This is a genomic window from Paenibacillus sp. OSY-SE, from assembly GCF_000283315.1.
GTDB lineage: Bacteria > Bacillota > Bacilli > Paenibacillales > Paenibacillaceae > Paenibacillus_B > Paenibacillus_B profundus.
This window is the reverse complement of sequence record NZ_ALKF01000201.1, coordinates 23,339-37,732: the sequence shown is the minus strand read 5'-3', so window position 1 is coordinate 37,732 and position 14,394 is coordinate 23,339. Positions and strand designations below refer to the sequence as shown.

Annotated in this window: 13 protein-coding genes; 11 read left to right on the top strand and 2 right to left on the bottom strand. The window is 52.2% G+C overall.

The window, feature by feature from the left end; translation table 11 throughout:
* Nucleotides 1–778 precede the first annotated feature (778 nt).
* Both A372_RS0127045 and A372_RS0127040 read left to right on the top strand, forming a co-directional pair.
* Nucleotides 779–2,521: an ABC transporter ATP-binding protein gene (locus tag A372_RS0127045; RefSeq protein ID WP_019424059.1), complete on the top strand. Its 1,743-nt coding sequence runs from the start codon at nucleotides 779–781 to the stop codon at nucleotides 2,519–2,521.
* Nucleotides 2,502–4,346: an ABC transporter ATP-binding protein gene (locus A372_RS0127040; protein WP_019424058.1), complete on the top strand. Its 1,845-nt coding sequence runs from the start codon at nucleotides 2,502–2,504 to the stop codon at nucleotides 4,344–4,346. The genes A372_RS0127045 and A372_RS0127040 overlap by 20 nt, the downstream gene beginning before the upstream one ends.
* Nucleotides 4,347–4,419: 73 nt before the next feature.
* Here A372_RS0127040 and A372_RS0127035 read toward each other — a convergent pair whose 3' ends face one another.
* Nucleotides 4,420–5,340 (bottom strand): DMT family transporter, encoded by a 921-nt coding sequence (locus tag A372_RS0127035; RefSeq protein ID WP_019424057.1) that lies wholly within the window; start codon nucleotides 5,338–5,340, stop codon nucleotides 4,420–4,422.
* 283 nt (nucleotides 5,341–5,623) lie between these two features.
* Between A372_RS0127035 and A372_RS0127030 the strand changes: the two genes are divergently transcribed.
* A complete protein-coding gene (locus A372_RS0127030) occupies nucleotides 5,624–6,979 on the top strand; it encodes an aminotransferase-like domain-containing protein (protein WP_019424056.1) in 1,356 nt (451 codons plus the stop codon).
* A 186-nt stretch (nucleotides 6,980–7,165) separates the two neighbouring features.
* On the opposite strand, the gene A372_RS0127025 is transcribed toward A372_RS0127030, so the two are convergent.
* Entirely contained in the window at nucleotides 7,166–8,185 is a 1,020-nt protein-coding gene (locus A372_RS0127025; RefSeq protein WP_019424055.1) for a LacI family DNA-binding transcriptional regulator, read from the bottom strand.
* A 155-nt stretch (nucleotides 8,186–8,340) separates the two neighbouring features.
* Between A372_RS0127025 and A372_RS0127020 the strand changes: the two genes are divergently transcribed.
* The 8 genes from A372_RS0127020 to A372_RS0126980 all read left to right on the top strand — a co-directional run bounded on the left by A372_RS0127020 (nucleotide 8,341) and on the right by A372_RS0126980 (nucleotide 14,322).
* Nucleotides 8,341–8,679: a UxaA family hydrolase gene (locus tag A372_RS0127020; protein ID WP_019424054.1), complete on the top strand. Its 339-nt coding sequence runs from the start codon at nucleotides 8,341–8,343 to the stop codon at nucleotides 8,677–8,679.
* 63 nt (nucleotides 8,680–8,742) lie between these two features.
* Complete coding sequence (locus tag A372_RS0127015) at nucleotides 8,743–9,906, top strand: UxaA family hydrolase (protein WP_019424053.1); 1,164 nt, start codon at nucleotides 8,743–8,745, stop codon at nucleotides 9,904–9,906.
* A gap of 76 nt (nucleotides 9,907–9,982) precedes the next feature.
* Complete coding sequence (locus A372_RS0127010) at nucleotides 9,983–10,777, top strand: SDR family NAD(P)-dependent oxidoreductase (protein WP_019424052.1); 795 nt, start codon at nucleotides 9,983–9,985, stop codon at nucleotides 10,775–10,777.
* Nucleotides 10,778–10,787: 10 nt separating this feature from the next.
* Nucleotides 10,788–11,462 carry a cyclase family protein gene (locus tag A372_RS0127005; protein WP_019424051.1) on the top strand — a complete coding sequence of 225 codons (675 nt, stop codon included), beginning with the start codon at nucleotides 10,788–10,790 and terminating at the stop codon, nucleotides 11,460–11,462.
* Nucleotides 11,459–11,689: a hypothetical protein gene (locus A372_RS0127000; protein ID WP_019424050.1), complete on the top strand. Its 231-nt coding sequence runs from the start codon at nucleotides 11,459–11,461 to the stop codon at nucleotides 11,687–11,689. Before A372_RS0127005 ends, A372_RS0127000 begins: the two co-directional genes overlap by 4 nt.
* Entirely contained in the window at nucleotides 11,686–12,072 is a 387-nt protein-coding gene (gene rbsD, locus A372_RS0126995; protein ID WP_019424049.1) for a D-ribose pyranase, read from the top strand. Before A372_RS0127000 ends, rbsD begins: the two co-directional genes overlap by 4 nt.
* A gap of 576 nt (nucleotides 12,073–12,648) precedes the next feature.
* Entirely contained in the window at nucleotides 12,649–13,422 is a 774-nt protein-coding gene (locus tag A372_RS0126985; RefSeq protein ID WP_019424047.1) for an SDR family NAD(P)-dependent oxidoreductase, read from the top strand.
* A gap of 48 nt (nucleotides 13,423–13,470) precedes the next feature.
* A complete protein-coding gene (locus A372_RS0126980) occupies nucleotides 13,471–14,322 on the top strand; it encodes a fumarylacetoacetate hydrolase family protein (protein ID WP_019424046.1) in 852 nt (283 codons plus the stop codon).
* The last annotated feature ends 72 nt before the right edge of the window (nucleotides 14,323–14,394 follow it).

Genomic DNA, 14,394 nt, shown 5'->3' with positions numbered 1-14,394 from the left:
GTTAATTTTTGTGTCATGTTTAACCCTATTACTCATACGACCCATCCTGGGGTGAGTTCGTTATCGGATTACAATTGCATGTCGATGGCATAACAGTTCCCTCGAGGACGAACTTGCCCCCAACCCATTCGTGTCGGTGGAAGGAAGCTACCTGTCGGTTTCCTTCTATACCGGCACTTTTTTTATGTTCTGAAGTATGATTGAACGGATAGGGCGCAAGTACTCAAGTTAGTGAAAGCAGTAGGTACTCAGGCGCTTGGATACTAAATGCTGGTGGAAGCAGCAGTTACTCAGGCGTTTGGACGCTGAACGCAGGTTTGGCGGAGGAGTATGTGCAGCTCAGTTGGCAGAGGCGGCAGTGTTTTCGGAAGGTGGCAGGGTAGGATAGGAATGGGCTGAATGCCATTGTGCAGTTGAAAATATTGAAACTGCCATTATTTATATTATTATAAAAAAATAAACTTCACTTTTGCAGTCCAGCACAACAATTTTCGAACAATGGGAATGGGTCAAGTAAATGTACAAATGCAGTTAGAGCGTGTATTATTGCATTTACTGAACCGAAGACGTGAGACGGGACTCAAGCAATACGCATTAGCAGCAGGAGTGCATGACGAGAACGCGCCGACTCCTTGCGGCTTCCCTATGTTACGACTAGATTACGTGAATTTTGAAATATTCAGTCTGCCCGAGGCCGGATATTGTATAATAGAATACAAATGCTCCCATTAAAATTGTAAAATAATGGAATTATATCATAATCGTTGGAGGCTGATTCATGCGCAAGGTGTTATCGTTTCTCATTCCGTACCGAAGGCCGATGGGCATCGCGCTTTTCCTAATGCTTATCGAGCTCACTGTAGAGCTGTGGCATCCTTTAATCGCTGCCAAAATTATTAATGAAGGCATTATGCAGCAAGATCTTTCCGTCGTGCTTCGCTGGGGAGGATTCATGGTCGCGTTGGCCTTGATCGGATTCATCTGCGGCATCATCAATTCATTTTATGCTGCCCGCGTCAGTCAGAACTTTGGTTTCGACATCCGAAAACATCTATTCGAAAAAATCCAATCGTTTTCTTTCGCCAGCTTCGATCGATTCTCGACCGCTACCTTGATTACCCGCGTAACGAGCGACGTGACGCAAATGCAGAACGTCGTATTCATGAGCTTGCGCATCATGATGCGGGCTCCACTGCTCGTTATCGGCGGTCTAATCATGGCGCTGGCCGTTAACGTGAAGCTGGGCCTGATATTGGCGGTGGTCATGCCGCTTCTGCTTGTGCTCCTCATTTGGATTATGAGCAAGGGATTCGTGTTGTTCCGTTCCGTCCAGGAAAAATTGGACGAGGCGAACAGCGTGCTACGTGAGAATCTGCTTGGCATGAGATTGATCAAAGCATTCGTGCGGCACCGCCATGAAAACAAACGGTTTGCGAAGTCCAATGAGGAGTTGATGGCCAAGACCGTAGCCGCTCTGCGCCTCGTCGAGCTGACGATTCCGCTACTGCTGCTCATCATGAACCTTAGCGTGCTCGGCATCCTCTGGTTCGGCCATTTGGAAGTTAATGCAGGCGGGGTGAACGTCGGCGAAGTCGTCGCTATCGTTAATTATGCGGCACGGATGACGGGAGCCATGTCCATGGTGTCGATGATATTGATGGTCATTTCCCGTGCGAAGGCGTCGGGGCAACGGGTAGCGGAGGTGCTTGGCACCGATGCGGATATAACCGATGCCGACGATGCGAATGCATCCCTGTCCATCCGGAACGGGAAGATAGCGTTTGAGGACGTGTCGTTTCGCTATCCGGGAACGACGGTGCCTGTCCTGCAGTCCGTTACATTCACTGCACATCCGGGAGAGACGGTCGCCATCCTCGGCGCAACCGGTTCGGGGAAGACCTCGTTGTTCCAGCTCATTCCCCGCCTATATGACGTGAGCGGAGGAAGCGTGCGGATCGATGATATGGATATCCGGACGATGAAGCTTGATACGCTTCGTCGCGGCATCGGATTCGTGCCGCAGGAAGCGCTCCTGTTCTCGGGAACGGTCATGGACAATATAAAATGGGGCAAAGAAGGCGCCACGACGGAAGAAGTAATTGCCGCCACCAGCAACGCCCAGATCCATGACACGATTATGAGGCTCCCGCAGCAATATGACACGGTGTTGGGACAGAAGGGCGTCAATCTGTCCGGCGGTCAGAAGCAGCGCTTGTCTATCGCGCGGGCGCTCATCCGGAAGCCGGCGATTCTGCTCTTGGATGACAGCACGAGCGCCTTGGACGTCAATACGGAAGCAAGATTGCTCGCATCGCTCCAAGAGTATCCGTGTACAACCTTGATTATTACGCAAAAAATCAGCACGGCGCTGCAGGCCGACACCATTCTTCTGCTGGAGGATGGCAAGCTGCTGGCACAGGGCGATCATGCATCCCTCTCACAGCATTCGGAGATGTACCGGCGCATCGTTCAATCCCAGTTCGGAGAGGAGGCTGCAACCCATGCCAATGCCGTCACATAAGCCTGTTCAACCTGGCGCAAGGGAAACTCATGGAGCGAGCGGCAAGAACTATGCCGCACCGGGAGGCAAGTCCAAATCAAGACCGAAAGATTGGGCGGGCACGCTGAAAAAAATCTGGTCCTACTTAGCGGACTATAAAGGGCTATTAACGCTCATCTTCATCATGGTACTGACAAGCACCATGATGGGGCTGCTCGGACCTTTTTTCGTGGGGATAGCCGTCGATCAGTTCATCGTGGCGAGCGACAGTCAGGGACTCATCCTGCTTATCGTGCTCATAGCGGGCGTGTATGTGCTGAACTTCGCATCGCTCTGGCTGCAGAACTACTGGATGATAGGGGTCGCCCAGAAAGCAGTGTACAGCATGCGGACGGAGCTGTTCCGTAAGCTGCATCGGCTTCCGGTATCGTACTTTGCCAAGCGGCAGCATGGCGAGCTCATGAGCCGCCTCACCAATGATATCGACAATGTGAGCCAGACGCTGAACAGCTCGTTCATTCAATTGTCATCCAGCATATTGACGTTCATCGGCATGATTACACTCATGCTGTGGCTCAGCCCGCTTCTGACCTTGATTACGTTAATCATCGTCCCGCTCATGTTTCTTGGCATGAAGTGGATTACGAAGCGGACGGGGAAATATTTCAAGGAACAGCAGCGCAATTTGGGGGATTTGAACGGATTTATCGAAGAAACGTTCTCTGGTCAAAAAATCGTCAAGACGTTCTCGCAGGAGCAAAGAGTCATCTCGCAGTTCGTCGAGAAGAGCGAGAAGCTGAAGATGTCCGGCTACTGGGCGCAGACGTACTCGGGCTTCATTCCGAAGCTGATGAATGTGCTGAACAACTTGAGCTTTGCGATCATCGCCGGAGCGGGCGGCGTGCTTGCCGTTCAAGGCATGATTACTATCGGGGTCATCGTCACGTTTTCCGAATATGCGCGGCAGTTTACGCGCCCGCTCAATGATTTGGCGAACCAGTTCAATACGTTTCTATCCGCAATCGCCGGAGCGGAGCGCGTATTCGAAGTGCTCGAAGAGGATGAGGAGAGCAAGGATGAGCAGCGGGCGGTCGAGCTTGCGGAAGTGCGCGGCGAAATCGAGTTCACAGACGTGTCCTTTGCCTACGACAAGGGCGGGCAGACGGTCACAGACATTTCGTTCCATGCGTCTCCTGGCGAAACAGTCGCCTTGGTCGGTCCGACGGGAGCGGGAAAGACGACGATTGTGCAGCTGCTCTCCCGCTTTTATGATTCGGACGGCGGACATATATGTGTCGACGGCGTTGACATCAAGGAAGTGAAGCGGAACAATCTGCGCTTGCATATGGGGTTCGTGCTGCAGGATTCCTACCTGTTCCAAGGCACGATTCGCGACAACATCCGCTACGGGAAGCTCGATGCGACCAACGCCGAGGTGGAGCGGGCAGCCAAGCTGGCGAATGCCCATTCCTTCATTATGAAGATGCCGCAGCAGTACGACACGGTGCTGGAGCAGGACGGCAGCGGCATCAGCCAAGGGCAGAAGCAGCTGTTATCCATCGCCCGCGCGCTGCTGGCCGACCCGGCTATCTTAATATTGGATGAGGCGACGAGCAGCATCGATACGATCACGGAGCTGAAAATCCAAGAGGCGCTGTACCGGCTGATGAAGGGGCGAACGAATATCGTCATCGCACACAGGCTGAATACGATTCGGCAAGCCGATCTCATTCTCGTGCTGGAAGAGGGCACCATTATCGAGCAAGGATCGCACGATTCTCTGATGGCGCAGAGAGGATTTTACCACGGCTTGGTGAACAGTCAATTCCATCGCATTAGCGGGTAAGAATTCGGGTTATAAGGAACACCAAACACACGTTGCGGATTACGAGCAACGTGTGTTTGGCTTTTCGTTGGCGTCAATGGGCTCTCGCTTTGCGTTTGCCGAGAAATGCAGTTCCCAATATGCCGAGAATAATCATGCAGGCGCCAATCAGGTGAAAATATTTCAGCTGCTCGTCTAGCACCAGGACGCCGGCAATCATCGTAATGAGCGTGGCGAAATTGCCGAACACGCTCATCTTCGAGGCTTCCATATGCGAGAGGGCGTAGTTGGACAAAAAGGAGGTGACGAGTGAAGACAACACGCCCAAATACAAGATCGATATAATAAACGTCGTATCCGTGAAAGGCGCGAAGTAGAGCGATACCGTACCGTTCAGGCCGTGGTTCACGAGCGACATCACATTAAACGTCAGGAAGCCGACGAGCGTCATCATATACGTGATATCGATGAGCTTGAATCTGCGCGTCATCGGCCGCGCCATCACGTTGTACCCTGCCGAGGCGAGCGCGGACAACAAGATGAGAACGGTCCCTTTCACGTTGGAAGCATCAATGGCGACTCCATTCATGACGAAGATGTAAATGACCCCGGCAACGGACAAGGCGACGGATAGCTTCTGCCATAGACTCGAACGTTCTTTTAAAAAATAGGAAGCAAGCAGCATCGTGAAAATCGGCACCGCCGCCTGAATGATTCCCGCTTCGGAGGAACTGGCGTAGACCAAGCCGAACGCTTGGAAGGCGAAAAACATCGCCGGATAGAACAGCGCCAACGGCAGGATGCGCACAATGTCTTTGGGCGTTATGTTCAGCTTTACCCACCCGAATATAACAGGTATGGTTGCGATGACAATGGATATGGTAAAGCGATGGGCGAGCGTGCTCATCGGATCGGTTGCCGTCAGGGCCAACTTTACGAACACGAACGAGAAGCCGATGATGAAGGCGTATAATATAGCTGCAAGATAAGCCTTTTTCTGGGATGAATCTATCATGGTTCCACTTCCTTTATAGAGGTGTATATAAGTTGAGCGGCTAAACGGCACGTGGACTATGCTTTGTCCAGTAGAGCCGGCTGTTTTTCAGCTGCTGCGGAAGGAGTGCCAAAGCATTGCACCTAATCCGAAAGTTACCTGTATGATCTCTCATACACAGTGAAGCGCGCTTAATAGGTACCGGCCGGTATAGTTACATCGTATTAAATCCCCCCACATGATACAATACAAATAAACTATATCTGTACCGGTATAGAATTCGGAATGAGATTGAGAGGCGTCTATGTATAAATACTTATCCTTGTTAAATGACTTGGAGCATTGGATTCAGAGCGGCGAGTACAAAGAGGGGGACAAGCTGCCATCGATTCGCATGCTGGCCGAGCAATATCGCTGCAGCAAAAGCACGATTATCCGTGCGCTCGATGAACTGGAGCAGCGGCATATGGTGTACTCTGTTGCGAAAAGCGGATATTATGTGATGAAACGAAAGCAACCGCGGCATAGAGATCGGTCCACGGTCGATTTTTCCTCCTCTGCACCGGATCCAGAGGTGTTTCCGTATTTGGATTTTCAGCAATGCATCAATAAAGCGATCGATATTTACAAAAATGAACTATTTGTGTATGGAACCAGGCAAGGGCTGCCTTCGTTAATCAAGGTGATCGAGAAGCAGTTGGCGAATTATCAAGTGTTTACGAGCGCAGATCACATCTATATCACTTCTGGCATTCAACAAGCATTGGCGCTGCTGACGACCATTCCGTTTCCGAACGGGAAGGATACGATATTGATCGAACAGCCGGGCTATCATTTGTATATCGAATATGTGGAGACGCATAACGTGCCCGTGCTGGGGATTGAGCGCACGAGCGAAGGCATAGACCTGCAGGAACTGGAACGGCTGTTCCAGACGCAACGAATTAAGTTTTTCTATACGATGCCGCGCTTTCATAATCCGCTTGGAACGTCTTACTCTCAGCAGCAGAAAAAGACGATCGCCAAATTGGCGGAGCGGTATGACGTGTATATCGTGGAGGACGACTATTTGGCCGATTTGGATCGGGATGCTAAGGCGGATCCGATATATGCCTATGATCGCTCTGCGCATGTCATTTATTTAAAAAGCTACTCAAAGATCATTTTTCCGGGCTTGCGCGTCGGTGCCGCCGTCATCCCGCCAAGCATTGCCGAGCCGTTCCACAAATATAAGAAGCTGCTTGATGTCGACAGCTCTATGCTGTCGCAGGCAGCGCTCGAGATCTACATCAAGAACGGCATGTTCGAGCGCCACAAGCAGAAGATTCGCTCCGCTTATTCGTCGCGAACGGAACGTTTGACCTCTGCATTGGAAGAAGCGCAGCGCCAAAGCAAGGGGCTGTACCGTTATACACCGGCGGGTAATCCGTGCATTCATACGTACATGTCACTGGATAAAAGGGTGCAGGGTCAAGAGCTTATGGCGAGGTTGAAGCGGCAATCCATTCTCGTCGACATGGCGGAAGCGAATTATTTATCTTCTTTTCCGAAGAGCTCACTGCTGAAATTAAACGTCTCGAATGTAAAAATCGAGGATATAGAGAGGGGAATTGAACGTGTCATGCTAGAGATTAATAAGTACGACAAAGAGACCCTGTAAGTCCTGTGCCAAAATTGTCAGGGCATCTCCTTGCCGGTACTATTTATAAATATTTATAGTGCAGGTTCAAATGGCCCCTATTCAGCACCGAGAAGTACAAGTTTTCGTAAGAAAACTGCAGCGGAAGCATTCCTGAAGAAGGAGCGCAGTGTAGAACAACCTCTTATAGCAACTCCAAGCCTAGTCTTATTGTACGGGCTGCAGCTGTCCGACCGACTGACGCATATGTACGCTGCAAGGGAGCACAATGCGTCTCGGAGGCACGTCCTGATTTTTGATGCGCTCCAACAGCAGTTGAATTCCTTTCTCCCCGAATTCGTACGCAGGCTGCGAAGCGACTGAGAAGAACGGATTCGCCTCTTCTGCCCAGCCGAAATCGTCGAAGCAAGCGAGCGAGAGGTCCTCGGGAACGCGCAGGCCCATTTCCCGGACGGCCTTGAGCACGGACAAAGCAAGCATGTTGTTCGCGGCAAAGATAGCCGTTGGCCGCTGTCCCGGCGCTAAATCCATCCAATGAGCGAGCGATAACGGCCCATGCTCGCCCAGATAGCTTGTCTCCATCACCAATTGATCGTTAAATTGAATGCCAGCCTCCTGCAATGCGTCCGCATACCCTGCCTGACGTTCCCGCGCTGTCGATACGTCCTGCGAACCGTTCACGAGCGCGATGCGGCGGTGTCCGCAGCGGATCATTTCCCGAACCACTTGCTGTGCGCCGATACGGCTGTCTCCGAGTACAGCGTCGCATTCTACGCCAGGAACCTCGCGGTCCAGCAGCACGAACGGAACGTTCTGACGGGTGAGCCACTCCAAATGCTCGCGGGAACGGTCACCGCTTGGTGAAAATAGCACGCCGTCCACACGCATGGACAAAATCATTTCAACATAGTCCTTCTCTTTTGCAAAGCTCTCGTCACTATTGCCGAACATGAGCCGGTAACCGTGCCGCATCGCAGCGTCTTCCGCACCTCGCGCCATCGTTGTAAAAAATGGATTCGTTATGTCTGTAATGAGCAAAGACAATATTTTGCTCTCCTGTGTCACAAGGCAGCGGGCAACGGAATTGGGGATATAATGCATCTCTTCCATTACTTTCTTAACCTTCGTACGGGTTTTCTCACTGACTCTGCCCGTGTTGTTAATGACCCGTGATACTGTCATCGCCGACACATTGGCCCGTTTCGCAATATCATAAATGGTAGCCATAGACTGAATTCTCCTATAATTTATTGAAATGGGTACGAGAACGAAAATAGTTATACCGATTTCATTTTATTCTATTTGTAACATTGACATCAAGGGGAACAGGTGATATCGTTGAGTTAACGGTAACATTTCCATTTAAAGGTGGAGGGATTTGCGTGAAAGAAAAGGCCATGCAAAAGGGTGTAAGCGTTATCGTAATGGATGATCGCGACCATGTCGCGACCGCTCTGAGGGAGCTTGTTCCAGGCGAGACCATTACGTGCGAAGTTCAAGGGAATTCAGTGTCGCTAGCAGTCAATCAGCCGATTCCTTTCGGTCATAAGGTGGCAGTCATTCACATAACGGAAGGCGAGCATGTGCGCAAGTATGGGGAAGTCATCGGGCGCGCCGTCTGCGACATTCCGGTCGGCGATCATGTGCATGTGCACAATATCGAAGGAATTCGGGGGCGCGGAGATCAGGCTGGGGGAGAGCCATCCTCGGCGGAAGCGTAACGGAGCCGACAGGCACCTGAAATAGCAAGCATAGCTCATTTGTACGGGAAAGGGGAACCTAGCATGAGTTTAACGTTTCAAGGCTATCGGAGACCGAATGGTGAGGTCGGGATTCGCAATCATCTATTAATTATTCCTACCGTTATCTGCTCGAATCAAGTGTGCAACCGTATTCAGCAGCTCGTACCGAATACGGTGGCTATCCCTCATCAGCACGGCTGCAGCCAGATTGGCGCGGATAAGGATCGCACCTTCGACGTGCTCGCCGGAACGGGCAAGAACCCGAATGTCGGCGGGGTCGTCATCGTAAGCTTGGGCTGCGAGGTCGTCGATCCGACACAGCTGGCAGAGGAAATTCGCAAGACAGGCAAGCTCGTGGAAGTATTTGATATTCAGAGCGTTGGAGGATCGGTCAAAGCGATTCAGCATGGAGTTCAGTTAGCGCAGGAAATGAGAGCGAAGCTGGATGCGATGACGAAGGAAGCAATTCCGTTCTCTGAGCTGAAGATCGGCGTGAAATGTGGCGGCTCCGATGCGACGAGTGGTCTCGCGTCGAATCCGGCTCTTGGCGTGGCTGCCGATGCGCTTATTGCCGAAGGCGGCACTATCGTTATTGGCGAAACGACGGAAATTATCGGGGCGGAGCATGTGCTGGCAGACCGCTGCCGCACGACGGAGACGGCGGACGATCTGTATTATATCGTGAACCGCTTCGAGAAGGAAGTCGAGCGGATGGGAGCCGATATGCGCGGCGGCAATCCGAGTCCGGGCAACATTGCCGGAGGCTTGAGCACGATCGAGGAGAAGTCGCTCGGCTGCATCAGCAAGTGCGGAACAGCGCCGATTGAAGGGGTAATTGAATACGCCGAGTCGATTCCGCAAGGCGGTCTATATTTTATGGATTCGCCAGGCAATGACATCGAATGCGTATCCGGCATGGCGGCAGGCGGCGCGCATTTGGTCTGCTTCACGACGGGGCGCGGAACGCCTACCGGCTCAGCGGTCATTCCGGTGATCAAGATTACCGGCAACCGCATCTGCGCGGAACGGATGGCAGACAACATGGATGTGGACGTCAGCGGAATGCTGGAAGGAAGCGTCTCCTTGCAGGAAGCGGGCAACCATATTTGGGATGAAATTCGCGCCGTGAGCGATGGTCAATTGACGAAGGCGGAAGTGCTCGGCCATGCGGAGTTCAGCATTAACCGAATCGGTCCGAGCTTATAGAAAATGCTCAAAAGGGTGCTTTTTGAACACGCACTTATAATCAATGATTACTTATGGGATAACAGGAGGAACTAACATGGGGCGTTTAGCGGGACGTATTGCATTAGTTACCGGGGGGAGCCGCGGTATTGGAGAAGCGATTGTATATCGATTGGCGGAAGAAGGAGCGGACGTCGCAATTAATTACGCCTCTGCGTCATCTTACGAGAAGGCATTGGCTGTAAAGCAGAAGGTTGAGGAACTGGGTCGTAAGGCGGTTGTCGTGCAAGCGGACATCGGCAGCAAGGCTGAAGTGCTGAACATGTTCGACGAAGTCGAGAAGGAATTGGGCTACGTTGATGTGCTCGTGAACAACGCGGGCATCGCGCCGTTCGAGTCGTTCATGAAGGTGACGGAAGAAACGTGGGATCGTACGTATAACACGAATGTCAAAGCAATCTTCATGACCTCGCAGCGCGCGGCGGAACATATGATTGAGAAGGGATACGGCAAGATCGTCAACGTGCTGTCGACAGCCAGCTTGATGGTCACAAGCCCTGTTATTCCGCACTATCAATCTTCAAAAGCAGCTGCTCATATGCTGACGAAGGGCATGGCGATCGAGCTGGGCAAATATAACATTAACGTGAACGCGGTCGGGCCTAGCACGGTCGATACCGATATGTGTACGGACTTCTTGGCAGCTCCGGGCATGCGTGAAAAGGAAGAGCAGGCGAATCCGATGAAGCGGCTCGGAACGGCACGCCAAATCGGCGATGCAGTTGTATTCTTGGCGTCCGAGGAAGCGATGCAGGTGAACGGTCATCTGCTCATGGTGGACGGCGGCCTTACCGTTAAGGCGGCACAACCGGAAGACCATATGGAACGGTAGGTGACGGCATATGCTTAACATTTCGAGAATGGTCGATCTGTCGCAGGATCTGTACCATCTGTGTCCGGTGCTGCCGGACTTTGAACCGCCGAAGATGGATTACATCTGTGTAGGACCGCGGGACGGTTGGAAGCTGGAGAAGATTACGATGAACCTGCATACCGGAACCCATATGGATGCGCCTGCCCATCTCGGCGAATTCGATCTTACGCTGGATCGCATTCCAGTGCAGCAGTTTCAAGGGCGGATGGTGTTCGTGCCGCTGCAGGACAGAGGGGCGAAGCATCCGATCGGGCGTGCGGATCTGGAACCGTATGAGGAGCAGTTGAACGAGCATTCGATTGTGCTGCTGTATACCGGTTGGGGTGAGAAGCGCGGTTGGACGAAGGAATGGATTTATGAGTCTCCTTATTTGTCCAACGAAGGCGCCCGTTATTTGGTTGAACGGGGCATTAAGGCAGTTGGCATCGATCATTTCAGCATCGGCGGCACAGGAGAAGAAAACGAGGAGACACACCGCATCGTCTTGGGAGCGAACATCTGGGTGGCGGAAGGCTTGCAGTTGAATGATCCGACGCTTCGTGAGGGAGATTGGCATGTCATGGCGCTGCCGCTTCACATCCGTGATTCAAGTGGCGCTCCGGCCCGTGTGGTGGCCTTCCAATGGGAGGTTGAATCACGTTGAGTCTTTCTAAGTGGGAATATCGCATCGAGCATGATGCGGCTCCCTTGAACGAATTAGGGGAACAAGGCTGGGAGCTCGTTGCCGTCACCGTTGTCGATGGTGTGGAGCAATTGTATTTGAAGCGGCCGGCTCCGAGCTTCCGCGAGCGGCTGACGCTGGATCAACGAGAGGAAGTGGCCCGGCAGGCCGCTTTCTCTTCCACTAGCACCAAGGAGGTGAGCCGATGAAAAAGGGCGGCATTCTGCATCCGCAGCTGAACCGTATTCTCTCGGAGACGGGTCATACCGATATGTTAACAGTCTGTGATCGGGGATTTCCGGTGCCGATGAGCGTTGAGCGGCTCGACCTGGCTTTATGCGACGATATTCCGACTGTCGTGGACGTGCTGCAGGCGGTGGCTGGAGAATTCATCATCGACTGCGTCGTCATTACAGAAGAGATGCAGTCGTTCAGTCCGGAACGGGTGGCTGAGCTCAAGGCGCTTTTGCCGGATGTGCGGTGGAAGGTGATGGCGCACGTTGAGTTCAAGCAGCTGTGCCAGGAATCGAGAGCGGTCATTCGGACGGGAGATACGACGCCATATGCCAATCTCATGATCGTATCTGGTTAACGTTCAATGATGCATGTGTGAACGGCGATGAATTTATATCGACATGGCGATTGCCGAAAGCCAATAACGGTACGTTGCCAAGTCCTTCTATCCACTCTCCCTCTCATTCAGAAACCGTATGGGTGAAGATTAACTGTGGCCAACATTGGTTCTCAGTCGATGCGGCAACATCACCGTTCGATCACACCGTCTAGCGCCTGAGATATGCGGGAACGTTGTTACTGATCGAAGGGGAGATTGATCGAAAGCCGCGAAAGTAGAGGTCGTCGCTATGATAAGCCGCAGACCGGAGTGCGCCAACTTTTTCAATCTAGTTACCCTACAATTGCAGTCCAGCGTGACGAAAGACGGAAAAAAGATGCTCTTAACTGTATTATTGCAGTTGGAGACGCTCCCATTCACTCAGCAAGTTCCCCATCTCAACCGTTCGTCCACACCATGGAGCTCTTGGGCGATATTGGAACCATTGTTGTTGACCGAGGGGGAGAATGATCGGAATTCAATAGTTCAACTTATCTGCGATCTAGCATAACTAGCATAAAGATTACATTCGAATAGAAGGAAAGGAGATTCAGCATGCGCTTGGAAGCAAAAGTATGTATCATCACGGGCGCGGGCTCCGGCATTGGCCGGAGTACCGCCCTACGTTTCGCGAAGGAAGGCGCGACCATTGTCGTAGCGGATATTCAATCAGAAGGCGGACAAGAAACGGTACGGATGATTGAAGAACTGGGAGGAAAGTCGATGTTCATTCAAGTCGACGTCACTTCTCCAGAGGAAGCGAAGGCGATGGCGGACGCCGTAGTCAAGCAATATGGACGCATCGACGTCTTGTTCAACAATGCGGGCGTGAGCGGTGTAGGGAGATTGCACGAAATCGAGCCAGAGGCATGGGACCGCGTCATTGCGATTAATATACGCGGCGTGTTCTTGCCGAGCAAATATGTTCTCCCTTACATGATGGAGCAGCAAAGCGGGACCATTATTAACATGTCCTCTTGCATTGCGGAGATGGGCTTGGCGAATCGCGCTTCCTACGCGGCAACGAAGGGAGCGGTTCTCTCATTGACGAAGTCCATGCAGGTGGACTATGCGCCATACCACATCCGGGTGAACGCACTGCTGCCGGGAACCATTTTCACACCATTTGTGGAGAACTATTTGCGCAATTCCTACGATGATCCGGAAGCGGCCATTGCCTCCATTAAGACACGGCAGCTCAGCGGGGAACTGGGACGTCCTGAAGATGTCGCGGAAGGTGCCCTGTTCCTGGCTTCCGACGAATCCAAATTTATGATGGGCTCCCCGCTTTATATCGATGGCGGAGTTGTGTTCGGCAAAAATGCGTAATGACATAACACATATATATGATTGTACTTCACGGAGGAGGAATTAGCGGTGAAATATGTCACGTTCTATGATCAAAATGGACAGCTTCGAACGGGGGCAGCAACAGACCGTGGTGTGGTCGACGTAAGTGAAGCATATTCGATGCACGATATTATTGCAGGCGGCGCAGGCCTGCGTTTGGAAGTCGAAGCGTATGCGGCGAATGCGAGTGTGGTGCTGAATGAGAGCGAATTGAATTATGGGCCATGTGTGCCGCAGCCGCAAAAAATCATTTGCGTCGGCTTGAACTACCGCAAGCATGCCGAAGAGACGAATGCGCCGATTCCGCAGTATCCCATTCTGTTCAACAAGTTCAACAACACGCTCACGGGGCATGGTCACGATGTCGTGCTTCCGCGTGTAAGCGATCAGGTGGACTACGAAGCGGAGCTTGTCATGGTTATCGGGAAGACGGCGAAGGATGTGAGCAAAGAGGAAGCGCTCGATTACGTCTTCGGATATTGCTGCGTCAATGACTTGTCTGCACGCGATCTGCAGATGCGCACCCAGCAATGGCTGCTCGGCAAGTCGTGCGACGGATTCAGCCCGCTCGGACCGTATCTGGTCACGGCCGACGAAGTAGGCAATCCGAATGAGCTCGACATCAAATGCATCGTGAACGGCGAGACGCGCCAGCACTCCAATACGTCCGACATGATCTTCGATTGCGACGAAATCGTCAGCTACATTTCACGTCACATGACGCTTGTGCCGGGTGATATCATTTTGACAGGCACGCCGGAAGGCGTTGTGCTCGGACTGCCGGAAGACAAGCGCGTCTACTTGCAAGACGGGGACCTCGTCACCATCGAAATCGAGAAGCTCGGTTCGCTTACCAACCGTATGGCAGCCGAGCGCTAATGACTTAAGCGCTCGACGGCTGAAAGGCCTGCGGGCGCTTCTTTTCCATTCTGCTCGTTCCTCGATGAACGA